17 protein-coding genes are annotated in these 13,846 nt (G+C 61.0%); 7 read left to right on the forward strand and 10 right to left on the reverse strand.

Going from position 1 to position 13,846, the window contains the following annotated elements; all coding sequences use genetic code 11:
* Nucleotides 1–7 precede the first annotated feature (7 nt).
* The 4 genes from QTL94_RS26980 (at nucleotide 8) to QTL94_RS26995 (ending at nucleotide 3,793) form a co-directional block, all read left to right on the forward strand.
* Nucleotides 8–934 (forward strand): ABC transporter permease, encoded by a 927-nt coding sequence (locus QTL94_RS26980; protein ID WP_113522128.1) that lies wholly within the window; start codon nucleotides 8–10, stop codon nucleotides 932–934.
* 56 nt (nucleotides 935–990) lie between these two features.
* Complete coding sequence (locus QTL94_RS26985; protein WP_502944210.1) at nucleotides 991–1,824, forward strand: ABC transporter permease; 834 nt, start codon at nucleotides 991–993, stop codon at nucleotides 1,822–1,824.
* 99 nt (nucleotides 1,825–1,923) lie between these two features.
* A complete protein-coding gene (locus tag QTL94_RS26990) occupies nucleotides 1,924–2,838 on the forward strand; it encodes a TIM barrel protein (RefSeq protein WP_289803684.1) in 915 nt (304 codons plus the stop codon).
* 247 nt (nucleotides 2,839–3,085) lie between these two features.
* On the forward strand, nucleotides 3,086–3,793 hold the full coding sequence (locus tag QTL94_RS26995; RefSeq protein WP_113522125.1) for a response regulator: 708 nt from the start codon (nucleotides 3,086–3,088) through the stop codon (nucleotides 3,791–3,793).
* Between the two features lie 110 nt (nucleotides 3,794–3,903).
* Here QTL94_RS26995 and QTL94_RS27000 read toward each other — a convergent pair whose 3' ends face one another.
* The 5 genes from QTL94_RS27000 to QTL94_RS27020 are packed head-to-tail and all read right to left on the reverse strand — an operon-like array spanning nucleotide 3,904 to nucleotide 6,204.
* Nucleotides 3,904–4,854, reverse strand: coding sequence for a lysylphosphatidylglycerol synthase domain-containing protein (locus QTL94_RS27000; protein ID WP_289803685.1), 951 nt, complete (start codon nucleotides 4,852–4,854; stop codon nucleotides 3,904–3,906).
* Nucleotides 4,855–4,876: 22 nt separating this feature from the next.
* Nucleotides 4,877–5,482, reverse strand: coding sequence for a hypothetical protein (locus QTL94_RS27005; RefSeq protein ID WP_289803686.1), 606 nt, complete (start codon nucleotides 5,480–5,482; stop codon nucleotides 4,877–4,879).
* Nucleotides 5,483–5,487: 5 nt separating this feature from the next.
* The gene (locus tag QTL94_RS27010; protein WP_065693247.1) at nucleotides 5,488–5,700 is read right to left on the reverse strand and encodes a hypothetical protein; all 213 of its coding nucleotides are present in this window, start codon (nucleotides 5,698–5,700) and stop codon (nucleotides 5,488–5,490) included.
* Nucleotides 5,697–5,957 carry a hypothetical protein gene (locus QTL94_RS27015; protein WP_289803687.1) on the reverse strand — a complete coding sequence of 87 codons (261 nt, stop codon included), beginning with the start codon at nucleotides 5,955–5,957 and terminating at the stop codon, nucleotides 5,697–5,699. Before QTL94_RS27015 ends, QTL94_RS27010 begins: the two co-directional genes overlap by 4 nt.
* A 16-nt stretch (nucleotides 5,958–5,973) precedes the next feature.
* Nucleotides 5,974–6,204 carry a hypothetical protein gene (locus tag QTL94_RS27020; RefSeq protein WP_289803688.1) on the reverse strand — a complete coding sequence of 77 codons (231 nt, stop codon included), beginning with the start codon at nucleotides 6,202–6,204 and terminating at the stop codon, nucleotides 5,974–5,976.
* Between the two features lie 195 nt (nucleotides 6,205–6,399).
* On the opposite strand from QTL94_RS27020, the gene QTL94_RS27025 reads away from it, so the two are divergent.
* Entirely contained in the window at nucleotides 6,400–7,842 is a 1,443-nt protein-coding gene (locus QTL94_RS27025; RefSeq protein WP_289803689.1) for an ATP-binding protein, read from the forward strand.
* Between the two features lie 68 nt (nucleotides 7,843–7,910).
* Here the strand turns inward: QTL94_RS27025 and QTL94_RS27030 are convergent, their stop codons facing one another.
* The 3 genes from QTL94_RS27030 to QTL94_RS27040 all read right to left on the reverse strand — a co-directional run bounded on the left by QTL94_RS27030 (nucleotide 7,911) and on the right by QTL94_RS27040 (nucleotide 9,809).
* Nucleotides 7,911–8,141 (reverse strand): hypothetical protein, encoded by a 231-nt coding sequence (locus QTL94_RS27030; RefSeq protein ID WP_289803690.1) that lies wholly within the window; start codon nucleotides 8,139–8,141, stop codon nucleotides 7,911–7,913.
* Between the two features lie 124 nt (nucleotides 8,142–8,265).
* A complete protein-coding gene (locus tag QTL94_RS27035; RefSeq protein WP_289803691.1) occupies nucleotides 8,266–9,069 on the reverse strand; it encodes an anti-sigma factor family protein in 804 nt (267 codons plus the stop codon).
* Complete coding sequence (locus QTL94_RS27040; protein WP_502944199.1) at nucleotides 9,066–9,809, reverse strand: sigma-70 family RNA polymerase sigma factor; 744 nt, start codon at nucleotides 9,807–9,809, stop codon at nucleotides 9,066–9,068. The genes QTL94_RS27035 and QTL94_RS27040 overlap by 4 nt, the downstream gene beginning before the upstream one ends.
* Nucleotides 9,810–10,097: 288 nt before the next feature.
* Here QTL94_RS27040 and QTL94_RS27045 point away from each other — a divergent pair, with 288 nt between their 5' ends.
* Complete coding sequence (locus QTL94_RS27045) at nucleotides 10,098–11,072, forward strand: MBL fold metallo-hydrolase (RefSeq protein ID WP_289803693.1); 975 nt, start codon at nucleotides 10,098–10,100, stop codon at nucleotides 11,070–11,072.
* Between the two features lie 12 nt (nucleotides 11,073–11,084).
* On the forward strand, nucleotides 11,085–11,570 hold the full coding sequence (locus tag QTL94_RS27050) for a tetratricopeptide repeat protein (protein ID WP_289803694.1): 486 nt from the start codon (nucleotides 11,085–11,087) through the stop codon (nucleotides 11,568–11,570).
* Nucleotides 11,571–11,643: 73 nt separating this feature from the next.
* Here the strand turns inward: QTL94_RS27050 and QTL94_RS27055 are convergent, their stop codons facing one another.
* Both QTL94_RS27055 and QTL94_RS27060 read right to left on the reverse strand, forming a co-directional pair.
* Nucleotides 11,644–13,278, reverse strand: coding sequence for a GMC family oxidoreductase (locus tag QTL94_RS27055; RefSeq protein ID WP_289803695.1), 1,635 nt, complete (start codon nucleotides 13,276–13,278; stop codon nucleotides 11,644–11,646).
* 13 nt (nucleotides 13,279–13,291) lie between these two features.
* Nucleotides 13,292–13,822 carry a sugar dehydrogenase complex small subunit gene (locus QTL94_RS27060; RefSeq protein WP_289803696.1) on the reverse strand — a complete coding sequence of 177 codons (531 nt, stop codon included), beginning with the start codon at nucleotides 13,820–13,822 and terminating at the stop codon, nucleotides 13,292–13,294.
* Nucleotides 13,823–13,846: the final 24 nt, after the last annotated feature.

Below are 13,846 nucleotides of genomic sequence, written 5' to 3' on the forward strand. Positions count from 1 at the left end.
AGGCATCATGATCCGCTTCATTCTCGTGCGGCTGTTTCGCGCACTGATCACAATCCTGGCTGTCGTGACATTTGCCTTCGTCGTATTGCGCATGTCGGGCGACCCGGCGCAGGTCATGCTGGGGCCAGATGTGCCGCAGGATTCGATCGACGCTTTCCGAAAGGCATGGGGTCTCGACCAGCCGCTGTGGGTCCAGTACGTCGCCTATCTCAAATCCATCTTCACCGGCGATTTCGGCGTATCGATGCGCGACAAGGCTTCGGCGCTGCACCTGGTCATGGAGCGCGTTCCGGCGACGCTGCAGCTGACCGTGCCGGCATTGCTGCTGAAATTGGTCATCGGCATCCCGGCAGGGGTCTATGCCGCGCTGCATCGGCAAAGCTTTGCCGATCGTGGCGTGATCCTCCTCGCGATCTTTGGCTTCACCATTCCATCCTTCGTGATGGGACTGGTTCTCGTGCTGATCTTCTCGGTGATGCTGGGCCTTTTGCCGTCCGGTGGGCAGGATACCTGGATGCACGGCATCCTGCCGACGATCACGATGAGCATCGGCGGGATAGGCATTCTTGCCCGCTTCTCCCGCAGCGCGATGATCGAGGTGATGGGCCAGCCCTACATCCGCACGGCGGCCGCGAAGGGTTTGAAGTGGCGCGACGTCGTTTGGAGCCACGCGCTGCCGAATGCGGCAGTACCCATCGTCACGATCGTCGGTTTCATGGTCGGTTCGCTGATTGCCGGTGCCGTCGTCGTGGAATCGATCTTCTCGTGGCCCGGGATCGGCCGCCTCTTGGTCGTCTCCGTGAGCAACCGCGATCTGGCGGTCGTCCAGTGCATTCTCCTGATCGTCGCCGCCACGATGGTCGTCTCCAACCTCGTCGTCGATCTGCTCTACGGCTGGCTTGATCCGCGGCTGCGTTCGCACGCGGGACATTGAGGAAAAATACGATGGCTACTGCCGATTTCAGCGAAACCCTGCCGGCCCGAAAAGGAATGACCTGGATCTCGCGCCTGCGGCGAACGGTCCCGCTGCTGGTCGGGTTCGGTATCCTTTGGCTCGTCGCCATGGTCGCGGTCGCGGTGCTTGCCGGCTATATCAAGCCCTACAATATCACGGCCATGGATCTGCCGAGCAGGCTTTCCCCGCCGGGCTCGGCCAAGCACTGGCTTGGCACGGACGAACTCGGGCGCGACGTGCTTTCGCGCCTTATCCAGTCGATCCGCATCTCGCTCGTCATCGCCTTCGGCGCGACGCTACTGTCGGCGGTCTTCGGTACATTGCTCGGCTTTGCCGCGGCGCGCTTTCGCGGCTTTGTCGAACATCTCGTGCTGGTGCTGGCGGACTTTCAGGCAGCACTTCCGTTCCTGATCATGTCCCTGGCGGTGCTTGCCTTTTTCGGTTCGTCCATGATCCTGCTCGTCTGCCTCATGGGCTTTTACGGATGGGAGCGATATGCACGGATCGCGCGCGGCCTGGCGATTGCCGCCGGAGCCCAGGGATTTGCCGCGGCGGTCGTGCAGCTTGGTGCCACGCCGACGCGGGTTTATCTTCGTCACATCCTGCCCAATGTTGCTTCGACGCTGATCGTTTCGATGACGCTGACCTTCCCGGAGATCATCCTGATGGAAAGCGGGCTCTCGTTCCTTGGCCTTGGTGTCCAGCCGCCGGAATCCAGCCTTGGCAACATGGTCGGCTTCGGGCGCGAGTACCTGACCCGCGCCCCATGGATCATGCTGGCACCGGCCAGCGTCATCATGCTGACGACGCTTTCCATTTCGCTCGTCGGCGATTGGCTACGTGACAAGCTCGACCCGACCGTCAACTGAACCGCGCTGCTTTCCTGCCGGAAGAGCCCGGCCGCCTTACCTCTTCCTGCGGTGGCCATCTCCACCGCCATCTATTCGTAACCTCAAGAAGGACTTGCCATGAGCAACATCATCTCGACCGGTTTCAATTCCGGTTCCACCGACGGCGAACTCGATAGCCTTGAGGCCGATCTGCGCCGCCTTGCCGGGCTTGGCGTCGAAACCGTCGAGCTTGGGCTGACCAGCATCGACCTGATCGCGGGCGGTCGCGTCGTCCAGGAGCGTGCCGAGCGGCTCGCGGCGATCACGGCTCAATTTCCGTTCCGCTACACGGTCCATGGGCTCGTCTCGTCGAACTTCATGGATCCAGCCACGGCGCGCTATCAGATTGACGCCGCAAAGGCGCTGGTGGAGGTCTGCGACAAGATCGGCGCTCGCGTGATCGTTCAGCATGGCGGAAACTTGCGTGCGGACCAGCTTTTCGAGCGCGCAGACGCCGACCAGCGCGAACGCGAAGCGCTCTTCGAGCTCGCTGAGTTCGCCAAGCGTTATGATGTGCGCGTCGCGTTCGAGAACATCTTCACGACAGAGCCTGGACAATATCGTCAGACGCCTGTTGAGGTCGCGGAGACGGTTAAGGCGGTCGGTCACCCGAACCTGGTGGCACTGATCGACTTTAGTCACGCCTACATCGAGTCCACCTATCGCGGCCTGAACTTCCGGGAGCAGACCCGCGCCATGGCCCCGGTCGCAGGCCACCTGCATGTGCACGACTCCTTCGGCCGCCCGCAGGCTTTCTACAAGCCGTATCACCTACAGGAATCGACGGCGCTCGGCATCGGTGATCTCCACATGCCGCTTGGCTGGGGCGATATCGACTGGGAAGATATCTTCAGCGAACTCGAGTTCCTGCCGGGCACCGTGCTGATGATGGAAATCGGCGCCCGCTATCGCAACGAGCAGAGCGCGTCGCTCGAGCGTGCAAAGCGCCTGATCGCGCTGAACGGCAAGCGCGCGGCGGTTGCAGCCGAATAACCGATAGGCAATCTCATGCCGACGCCAGTCCGCTTCGGGTCGAGACGCGGCGCACTAAAGCCGCCGGGCTATCTGTCCGGCGGTTTCTCTGGTTTGGCATCTCAGTGAATTGTTTCTCGATTGTATCATCGTCGTCCTGAAACAATTTGAAAGGTTTATGTCGGGTTTGCCTATGGTATTGAGTTGACCGCCGCTTGCTCCGACATAAGTGCTGGCGGCGTGTCCGCACTTCGAGAAGGCCTGTTCATTGCCACATATCCTCATCGTTGATGATGACGCCGACATTCGCAGCTTGCTGAAGGACTTTTTTCAGCGGCGCGGACTGCGTGTATCGCTTGCGCAAGACGGTCAAGGTCTGCTCGCGGCGCTGGAGGTTTCCGACATCGACCTCGTCGTGCTCGACGTCATGCTGCCGGGCAAGAGCGGCCTGGAACTCTGTCAGGAGATCCGCTCCCGATCGAAACTGCCGATCATCATGCTGACTGCTGTGGCGGATACCGCAGACCGGATCGTCGGCCTGGAAATGGGCGCCGACGACTACGTTTCGAAGCCCTTCGATCCGCGTGAACTGCTGGCAAGAATCCGTGCCGTTCTTCGCCGCAAGGGCGAGGTATCTCCGGAGCAGCCGCGCACGAGCGGTCATGTCGGTTTTGCAGGCTGGACAATGGACGTCGAGCGCCGGCGCTTGCAGGACCCCTCGGGTGTGCGCGTTGAATTGACACGTGCGGAATTCAACCTGCTTGCCGCCCTCGTCGAAGCGCGCGGGCGGGTTCTCAGCCGCGAGCAACTGATTGAGGCGTGCGGTGGCGATGCAAGCCAGAGCTTCGACAGAAGCATCGACATTCTCGTCAGCCGACTTCGGCGCAAGCTCGACGACGATCCCCGCACCCCATCGATGATCGAAACTGTCCGAGGCGGGGGTTACCAATTCGTGGCGGAGATCACTGCGGACTAAACAGGACCTGATTGGTCGCGTGATGGCGGACGCCGGGTGCGCATCCACAGGAATGATGTTTCGGGATCGTTTCGTCGTACCTCGGCGATCTGTCGCCACGGGTGGCGGCGTTACCCGATCGCCCGCCGCATCCGAAGCTGGAAGATCGCGATCGCGACGACTGACAGCAAGAACGGAACAATGAAATAGAACAGGCGGAACACGAGCAGAGCCGCCAGGACGTCCTCCTTGGCCATCTCGCTCAGACCCGCCATGAAGATCAGCTCGAAGACGCCCAGACCGGCGGGCGCGTGTGATACCAGCGCGGCGGCGAACGCAATCGTGAAGATGCCTGCTGTAACGAGCAGGCCGGGATTGTTCTCGGCGGGAAGGACCAGATAGATCACCAGGGAGGCGCTAAGGATCTCCGCAGCCGCGATCGACAGCTGGCACAGTGCGATTCCCGGGGGCGGATATGAAATGGTCACGCCGGCCACGCGCACATTTCCCAACGGCAAGAAGCTGAAAGCGACATAGAGCAGGCATAGCCCGACCATGACCTGGCCTGCGGTGCGCAGGGAGACAAGTGGCAGGCTCTCCGTCAGCCGGTCGGCGATATAGGGGTCGATGACGAAGACGATGCCGCCGACAAACAGCATGCCGAGCACAAAGGTCGCCAGGCAGAAGGCGACCATCGTCAAGACCTCCGAGGCAGGAACTCCCTTTGCCGAATAGGCTCTGTATCGCAGCAGCGCTCCCGACAGAACGGATGCGCCGATCGTATGGGAGACGGCAAAGGCAGTTGCCCCGGAGGCCAGCGCGTATGCCGGCCTTATCTGGCGGCGCAGATATTTCAGTGCCATCAGATCGTAGGAGGCCAACAGCAGATATGCCGCCATTGACGCCAGCGCCGATCCCGCAAGCGCCATCCGATCGATCGAAAGCAGACTTGCTTGTAATCCTGAGAGCGAGATGCTTTGCAGTTGTCGGCCGAGAATGAAGAGACTGACAGCAATCGCGCCGAGCCCGAGCAGGTTCCAACCGATCTCGGCCCTTTTCATGCGTCGGCGAAATTCTGTCATGCGTTCGCTTTTTCCCGTCGGTTTACTCGCCATCCGGTCCTGTCACCACTTCCATCTCGCGCATGCAGGCATCGTTGTTGCTGAACCGGTAAATGCCGTAGACAGCGAGGCCCCAGTCCGGGTCGCCCGACACGGTCAAACTGACCGAGTCGAGATTGCTGAAGCGCTGGCTCAAACCCGTCCACTGATCGAAGACCTGCCGGTCCTGATTGATGACGCCTTCACGAAAATGTCCGTCTTCGGCAACGAGAGGGGTATGTGAATGATCGATGCTCTCGCTGGGCGGCCCAAGCTCCTTCTGCATCGAGCGGGCTGCCCGGTCGAAGAGGTGGCGTGTTGTCGATCCCCTGGCGTCGTCCTCGATGTAGGGAGAGACGGCGACCACGTTGCAGAGGCCGACACCGTCGACGTAGGCAAGGATGTACTGCTCGAACATCGGATCGGAACGCGGCAGGCGCATGCAGGAATATTGGCCGGAATGATCCGTGACGCCGCCCGCCAGCGCCTCGCAGCCGAGCTCCGACGGCCGTGTCTGCGCGGGAACGCCAAATGGAAGATAAGCTGGCAACGAAACGATCGCCGCCGCAAGACCAGCGGAGTTCAAGATTGTCTGAACCAGACCGAGCATGGGCATCACCTCTTTCTCAAGGTTGTGAATGCCAGCTCGCAGAGCACGCATCCGCCCAGCAGAAGGAGGGACGGCGTGCTCAGGTCGTAGGAGGCGCCGGCCAGCATCGCTGCAACAAAAAAGACGGAAGCAAGGATCAGTCCCGTCCCGGCGAGCAGGAGAATGGTGCCAAGCGCGATTGACAGGACCGAGATCTGACGACGTCGCATCTTGTTCACCGATCGGCTCCCGCTTTTTGAAGGATCTCGAGTGCGGCCGAAAAGGCTCTAAGCCCTTGCGATTGACGGCCGCTGGCGCAGAGATGAAGCGCCTTGCTGTTCAGCTTTCGCGCCTCGTCGCTGGCGTCCTCGCTAACGGCCTGAATGAGGGCGGATTGAAGCTGCTGGTGCATGCGCGCGCAGCGCTGGTCACGTACGGACAGGAGTTCTTGCGCGTTTGCAGCGCTGACCATGTCACCGGCAATTGCTGCCGCCAACAGCGCTCCCAGCCAGCTAGACATAGAAATAGGCCAGCGCGATCAGCAGCAGGGATGTGGTCGCGATGCCTGCGACCAACGCGACATCGATCATGCCGAACGCGGTTGAGGCGGGCTTGGGCGTCGCAAAGCCGCGCGGGCTTCGAAACCGACCGGCGTCTCCGGCTCCTGCCAGCAGCGCCAGAAGTTCCTCGGCCTCACGATCGATCTGAGGTTCGTTGTCGTTGACCCCTGCCTTCTGCGGCACGGGTGCGGGTTTCCTCACAGGTTGTGGTTCTGGCATTGCACGTCTCGCGAATCTCTTTCCAGTCAGGTATCGCATGCGATCGCGCGCGGCACTTTTCAGGACCGTGTAAAAGACGCTTCCGTTTTGTAAAATCTGATGACGCAGTCGTTCCGCCTGACCTGTATGGCTGCTAAAGCTTGGTTTCCCGAGGACGTTATGGCCGATACTGCAACTGCTCCTTTCACGACGCGCTGGCGATTCCTTCCGCGTACGCTACCCGCATGGCTTTTGATTGTCCTGATCGGCACGCTTCTCGTTTCGCAGACAACCCTTTTCATGATCATGGCGCGAAATCGCGTTAGCTCGAGCGAGATCGTCGACCTCTACCGAATGAACGAACGTGCCGTCTGGCTGGCAAAGTTGATGAGCCCGCTCTCGGCCGAAGAACGAAAGCATCTCAGCGGGGAGCTTGCCGATTCCACGGTCGTCGTCAGTCTCTCATCGCTTCCCGCCGTCGGGACGCAGGTCGCGGCAACCGATACGCTTGCCGAGGTCGAGGATATTCTTGTCGCCAGACTGACCAAGTTTGGCGTTGCGGATGCCCGGGTGCGGCTTGATGAACCAAACACGACGGGCACATCCCCGCCAGCCGATGCGGCCGTGCAGGACACAGGTGAGGTAGAGGAGGACCTGTCGGAAGTTGCCCGCGACTTCCTCAACAGCCAGAGATACACCGTTTCGTTGCAGCTGAAGGATGGCCAATGGGTCAACTTCGTGACCCCGCTGACGCCCATCGGGCCGCTGCTCAATCCCGAGAGCCTGCCGACTTATCTGTTTGTAAGTGCGTGCGTTGTGCTGATCGCATTTTGGGCCGTCTCGCGAATTACCGGTCCTTATCACCTGCTTGAAGCGGCGGTTTCCCGCTTGGGATCGAACCTGAACAGCCCGCCTCTTGCCGAAAAAGGAAGCCGGGACTACCGCAGCGCGGCCAAGGCCCTCAACAAGGCACAGGCCCTGCTTCAGGAACACGTTGAGGAACGAGCGCTACTCGCCGCGGCACTTGCGCATGACTTGAGAACGCCGGTCACGAAGATGCGATTGCGGCTCGCTCTCCTCAAAAGCTCCAAGGAGAAATCCGCATTGACCACTGACATTGCGGATATCGAGGAGACCGTTGAATCGGTGATCAGTCTGGCGAAGCTGGACTCCGCGGGCGAGACCCTTGAGCGCATCGACATGACGTCGATCATTGAAACCGTCGCCGACGAATACGGGGACATTGAAATCGAAGCGCAGGAGGGGCTGACCGGACGCCCCGTTTGTCTCGCGTCCCCGATCGCGCTCAGGCGCGCTATCAGGAATGTGGTCGAGAATGCGATCAGCTACGGCACGAGGGCACACATGACGCTCGTTCTCGAGCAGCGCCGCGTGCTTTTGAAAGTGCGCGATGACGGTCCTGGAATAGACCCCTCCCGCATGACGGACGTCTTCAAGCCCTTCGTTCGGCTCGAACATTCCCGCAACAGAAGAACAGGCGGATCCGGCCTCGGGCTGACGATCGCGCGGACTTTGCTGCGGAAAATGGACGGCGACGTGACACTATCCAATCACCCGGATGGGGGGCTGGACGTGTGCATCAGCCTGCCCCGCGCGCTTTAGTCGGTCGCAACCTCCCGGACCGATGCGTCGACCGGGTGATGATTACAGTATGGCGATCTTAGGCTTCATCAACGCCGACTGGTGTTTTTAAGGATGGAGAAGTTGGCGCAACTTTCGTCGATATTGCCGATGCGAATGGGATGCTCCAGGCGGGTTGTCAGAATCGAGAGGCGCACCGCTTTCGCCTGTTTGGCTCTGACAAGAAGCTCGCGTGCGCCAAACAGAAGGCCGGTCTGGCTTGAAAGCTCGTAAGCAACATGCTCGCTGTAGCCGTCATCATCGATGATGATCGTTGCCAAGCCTGACTGCATTTGCGAGCACTCCTCAGGTTTTGAGGTAGCATCTTCGACAAAACAGTAATCTGCAATGGACGGCCGCGGTTTTCCCCGTAATCCAACGCGCCAGTAGCAAAGGTGCCAGGTCTCAAGCGCCCGGCGGTCGCATGAAGCTCGTCCGGAACCTGGCAAGATCAGGCGCGCTGACGTCCGATACGGCCCAGAATACGAGGCCGTCGGCCGACCATTTCGCCATGTTGTAGCCGTCGTGCTCGCTGTCTGTCTGGCTTGCGGCCGCCTGCGGCCAGATGAACAGGTTGATGACGTGCCCGTTGTGCCGATAGACGAGCGTGGCGACGACGCGGCCGCCGATATAGTCCACTCGGCCGCCGACGAGTGGGAAGCCGTCCTTCGACAAATCGTTGACCGGGGGGGAGAAGTCGATGCGGCCGTTGAACCAAGGCTTCACCGTGTGCTGGTTGGAGGTCTGCACATCAGTCAGATGGTCGGCCAGCATCGAATGCACGTGGCTGGCTAGCAGTTGATTTTCAACGCCAAGATCGGGCGCCGGCGTGTTGAAAAAGAGGATGGCACTTGCCGCGAGCGCGGCCAGAGATGGAACGAGGCTCCAATCACGGACGAAGCGGAAGACGCGGTCCCATGTCCGTCGCGGCTGTATGTCTGCACGTAAGGCGGGGGAAGGTACGGCCGCTTCCAGCGGCAGGGCAGCCAGAACTTGCGCCCGTACATCCTCTGGAGCCGTGTAGCGTACACCATCTCGTCCGATCAGTTGCCGCACGTCGCGCACCCTTTCGATCTCCGCTTTGCAGTCCGCACAGCCTGCCAGATGTGCGTCGAGCTGGGCGGCCTGCATGAGATCAAGCTCGCCATCGATGAAGGCGTGCAGCACAGGGCCCCATTGCCCGCAACCCAGTTGCTGGTCCTTCGTCATGCGGGCACCTCGATGTCTCCTAGGGCGGCCCACGCCTCGGCGAATTCGTGACGCGCGCGGGCTATACGAGACATCACCGTACCGATCGGGACATCGATGATCTCGGCGATCTGCCGGTAAGACAGCTCCTCCAGTTCGCGCAGCACAAGAATTTCCCGCATGGGATCGGGCAAAGTATTGATCACGTGGCGAACCAGGTCCGACTCGTTTTCGCGGATCATGGTGGTCTCCGCAGTATCGTCCTGCGAGGCGACCTGGTATGGCATGCTCTCGTCGGAACCGGTGCCACTCTCGTCCAGCGGTGTCTCGAACCGGGCGCGGCGGCGTCCCTTCTGTTGCCAGGCGAGATAGCAATTGCGGACGATGGTGAATATCCAGGCGCGCGGATCCCCACCGCGATAGCTTTCGAAGCTGCGATAGGCTCGCAGAAACGCATCCTGCAGAATGTCCTGCGCCGCATCGCCATCGCGGCTGAGGAACCGTGCAAAATTATAACAGGCATCCATATGCGGCAGGATCGTCTGCTGAAAACGCAGTGCAAGGTCCGCCTGATGCCGCTGTGCCGAGACCTCGGCCTTGTCTGCTCGGGCTTCGCCCCTGGTCTCTTCCATGAGGCCGACGATAACTGTCGCGGCTTGTGCAACGAGTTTCGCAAGCGACCAAGAGCGCCAGCGCCGCGCGGCCGATAGCAGCCGGTCGTCGAGCAGGACGGGGCAGGCGATACTGATATCAGTCATCACATCCTCAGGGGCTGCAGACCCAGCCGATTCTAACCCTCCGGTCGGTGCACGCGCAACGGCCGCTCATGATCAAGATCATCCGGGGCCCGGTTTTATTCCAGGCGACCGCACTTTTTTTGATCTCGAATGACGATACGAAATTACGCGTTTTATTTCAGATGGTTGCGCGAAATCGCGTGCCTGGCCGGAATAAGGCCTGGGGCGGTGCGATCTATTTTCCCAGCGAGGATATCGCAGATTGCTGCGCCTCGCTCAGAGCCACCCCTCAAAGCTCAAGGAGGCATTACCATGTTCGAAATGTCACGCCGCGCCGTGCTCGGATCGGCTGCTGCCGCAGCCGCATTCGGCCTGGCATCCAAACTGGAAATAGTGGCGCCAGCCCTTGCCGCATCGCCCGACGAACCGGCGACCGGCTTTTACCGCTACAAGGTCGGCGACATCGAAGTAACCGCGATCTACGATGGCATCTGGCGAAAGCCGCATGATCCGGCCTTCATCAAGAACGCTTCGGTCGATGAGACCAAGGCGGCGTTGGCAAAGGCCAATCTCCCGACCGATTTCATGCCGATCCCGCTGACCGTCGTCGTGCTCAATCTGGGCGGCCGGCTAATCATGATGGATGCGGGCTCGGGCGTTGGCCAATGGCAGGCCAACGCGACCCACCTTCCGGCCAATATGGCCGCCGCCGGCATCGACTATAGGAAGATCGACACGGTCATGATCTCCCATTTCCACCCCGATCACGTCTGGGGGCTGATGGAGAAGGGCTCGAACGCCTCTGTCTTCCCGAACGCCGAGCTTGTTGTCCACTCCACCGAATACAACTGGTGGACGGATCCCGCCCGAGTCGACTCGCTTCCCGAGGGGCGAAAGCCCGCCGGAAAGCGGATAGCCGCGGTTTTCCCGACCTGGAAGAACTGGAAGCTTGTCGAGGACGGCGCGGAGGTGGCACCCGGGATCCAGCTCGTATCGGCGCCCGGGCACACCCCGGGGCACGCAGGCTATCTCGTCAGCTCCGCAAACAACCAGCTGCTGGTTTCGGCCGACATCATGTACGTCCCGGCGCTGCTTGCTCCCCATCCGGAATGGCAGGGCAGCTACGACCAGGACGGACCGATGGCCATCGACAGCCGCCGCAAGCTGATTGACCGCGTCATCGCCGACAAGATCGCCATCTGCGGTTCGCACTTCCCGTTCCCCGGCTCAGGCAGCTTCGTAAAGGACGGAAATGCCTATGCCTTCACGCCAACCATTCAAGCCTGAGGAGACACAGTCATGAAAGGACTGTCCACAAGTTACGTCGTCGCTGCCGTCATCGGCTTCTGCGCGGTATCGGCAGCAGGTTCCGCGATCTCGACGCTGACGGCCATGCCAGCCTTCGCAATCGACGACATGCAAACAGGCAACGGCCCGGATCTGACCTCGGTACGCGCCAAGATCGCGGCCAAGGACTATGCCGGTGCGCTGGAAGAGCTGCGCGGTCTTGCCGAGGATAACCAGCAGGCAGACGTCTATAATCTGCTCGGCTACACGCTGCGCATGACCGGCCAATACGACACCTCGCTCGCTTACTACAACAAGGCTCTCGAGTTGCAACCGGATCACAAGGCGGCGCACGAATATCTCGGCGAGCTCTATCTGCAGACTGGCAATACGGAAAAGGCGAAGCTGCAGCTCGCCTCGCTGAAGCAACTTTGCCCGACTGGCTGCGAAGAGCTCAAAGATCTCCAGGAGGCGATTGCCGCACACGGTGGCAATTGACGGCAACTTGACGTGAGACGGGCGTGTTGCCCGTCCCGCGTCGCATGTTCGACGAGACGTCCTGCGAGGAGGCCTATATTTCCTTCAGCAACTGCTCCGCGATGCGGACGCTCAGCGCAGCACCCGTCAGCGTCGGGTTCATGCACGAGGCGGACGGCATCACGCTGGTGCCCGCGATGAACATGTTCTGGTGGTCATGCGTGCGGCAGTCGCGATCGACGACGGAGTCCTTCGGGTCGTCGCCCATGCGTGTCGTGCCCATGACGTGCTGGCGGTTCTGCCATTTCACGTCGGTCGACAGCACCTCGGCATCAAGCAGTTCGGCGATCTTGTTGAGATCCTGCAGGCCACGGTCGCGACCGGCGTTCCAGTAGTCCGTGACGCTGTAGTACAGAACCGGCACCGGGATGCCCAGCGCGTCGAACTTGGTCTTGCTCGGGGTGACGCGGTTCTCGGCCAAAGGCAAGGGCTCGAAGTCGATTGCCCAGTTCAGCGATCGGGCCGAATACTTGCGGATCTGCTCGTCGAGCTTCGAGCCGAGGATGCCCTTCTTGATAAAGCCTTCCGTCATCTGGGCGGTCGGTACGGTGTTGCGAACCTTGATCTTGTAACTCGGATAATCCTTGCGGAACGCGCCGTCGCGCTGGTTCAGGTAGACCAGTAGTTCCGTCGGGCCTTCGCCGGGCCACATGTCCTCCTTGGTCAGCATGTTCATGCTGATGCCGGTATGGTCCATGAGGTTGCGGCCGACCTGGTCAGACGAGTTGGCAATACCGTTCGGGTATTTGTCGGACGTTGAGAGCAACAGCAGCTTGGCCGATTCGATGCCATAGGCGGCGAGCACAAAATAGCGGGCCGTTAGCTTGTGCTCGGAATTGTCGGGCTTCTTGTACCAGATGGCGGTGATCTTGCCATCTTCGCCGGCTTCGATCTTGTAGACCACCGAATTGTCGAGAAGCTGGGCGCCGTGACGTTCAGCTTCGTCGATATGCATCGAGCCGTCATATTTGGCGCCGATCGGACATACCGGGTTGCAGTTGTTGTTGCCGGCGCAGACCGGGCGGTTGCCGTAGGGGCGCGAGGCGCGGCCATGCGGCTCGAGAACCGGGTTGAAGCCGCCGACGGAGAGCTTTTCCGCCAGCGTCTTGAACATGTAGCTCGAATTAAGCTGCTTCATCGGGAAGGGCATGGTGCGCGGCGGCATTGGACCGCCGCCTTGGCCGCTCTCGTCCTGGCCGTCGAGGCCGGTGACGCCGAGTTCCAGCTCGGCCTTGTTGTAATACTGTTCGAGATCGTCGTAGCCGATCGGCCAGTCGCGGCCGCGGCCGTAGAGCGACTGGATCTTGAAGTCGTTCGGAATCATGCGCCAGAGCGCCGAACCGAAGTGCCAGGTCGTGCCGCCGACCACGCGCAGGTAGGAGGTGTTGTACTTTACCGGGCCTTCATACTGCAGATAGTCGCCATAGGTGGATGGTGCGTGCGGAAGGCTCGGAAACGGTGACCCCGCGCCCTGCAGCTTGGCGTTGGCCAGCGAAAGCTTCACGGGCGCGTTGCGAAAGGTCTCGACGATCTCGCGGCGGTTCACGCGCGGGCCTGCCTCTAGCACGATGACCTTCTTGCCTGCCTTTGCGAGGTTTGCGGCGACGATGCCGCCCATGACGCCGGAGCCAATGACGATCAAATCGGCATCATAAGAGTCGTTTGCCATTGTCTTGCTCCTGTCAGATCTTGCTGTCGGGCTTGGGGCCCCAGTTGTTGGGGCCGGGTCCGTAGGTCGGAATGGGAAGAATGCCCCGCGTCGGGCGGTACATCAGCGCCTCGGCATAGGTTATGAGCTCTGCGTCCGCCGGCTCGCCGACAACGCCCAGATACCAGGCGGAGACGATCGTAGTGGCCGTTGCCTTGGCGGCGGGGTCGAGTGCTGGCAGCGCCAGGAAGGCATCCATGTCAAGCGCGCCGGACTGCGTAACGACCTGCTGCAACGCGGTTACGTCGGCTGGAAACGTCTGGCTGCGTTTGACGAGTGCCGCGAAATAGCGAGCACCGAGAACGGGATCCAGCTGGTAGCCGGTGAGGAATTCCGAGAGCCGCGTGAAGGTCTGTATATCTGAATCGGCAGCAGCAGCCGGAAGCGGTGCGCCGATGGCGGCGATGACGGCGAGGCCACCGATGGCGGCTGAGCCGCGCAGCAGCGCACGGCGGCTCATTCCTTGCGCCAGACGTGCGGTGGGTTGAGAAATCTCTGATGGCATAAATGATCTCCCGAGAAGGGTTCG

Source organism: Rhizobium sp. S96 (assembly GCF_030382195.1).
Taxonomy (GTDB): domain Bacteria; phylum Pseudomonadota; class Alphaproteobacteria; order Rhizobiales; family Rhizobiaceae; genus Rhizobium.

What these genes read in the sequence shown, in the direction of transcription:
- QTL94_RS26980 (WP_113522128.1), top strand. Translation starts at nt 8, where the DNA reads ATGATCCGCTTCATTCTCGTGCGGCTGTTTCGCGCACTGATCACAATC.
- QTL94_RS26985 (WP_502944210.1), top strand. Translation starts at nt 991, where the DNA reads ATGACCTGGATCTCGCGCCTGCGGCGAACGGTCCCGCTGCTGGTCGGG.
- QTL94_RS26990 (WP_289803684.1), top strand. Translation starts at nt 1,924, where the DNA reads ATGAGCAACATCATCTCGACCGGTTTCAATTCCGGTTCCACCGACGGC.
- QTL94_RS27000 (WP_289803685.1), bottom strand. Translation starts at nt 4,854, where the DNA reads ATGACAGAATTTCGCCGACGCATGAAAAGGGCCGAGATCGGTTGGAAC.
- QTL94_RS27005 (WP_289803686.1), bottom strand. Translation starts at nt 5,482, where the DNA reads ATGCTCGGTCTGGTTCAGACAATCTTGAACTCCGCTGGTCTTGCGGCG.
- QTL94_RS27025 (WP_289803689.1), top strand. Translation starts at nt 6,400, where the DNA reads ATGGCCGATACTGCAACTGCTCCTTTCACGACGCGCTGGCGATTCCTT.
- QTL94_RS27035 (WP_289803691.1), bottom strand. Translation starts at nt 9,069, where the DNA reads ATGACGAAGGACCAGCAACTGGGTTGCGGGCAATGGGGCCCTGTGCTG.
- QTL94_RS27045 (WP_289803693.1), top strand. Translation starts at nt 10,098, where the DNA reads ATGTTCGAAATGTCACGCCGCGCCGTGCTCGGATCGGCTGCTGCCGCA.
- QTL94_RS27050 (WP_289803694.1), top strand. Translation starts at nt 11,085, where the DNA reads ATGAAAGGACTGTCCACAAGTTACGTCGTCGCTGCCGTCATCGGCTTC.
- QTL94_RS27055 (WP_289803695.1), bottom strand. Translation starts at nt 13,278, where the DNA reads ATGGCAAACGACTCTTATGATGCCGATTTGATCGTCATTGGCTCCGGC.
- QTL94_RS27060 (WP_289803696.1), bottom strand. Translation starts at nt 13,822, where the DNA reads ATGCCATCAGAGATTTCTCAACCCACCGCACGTCTGGCGCAAGGAATG.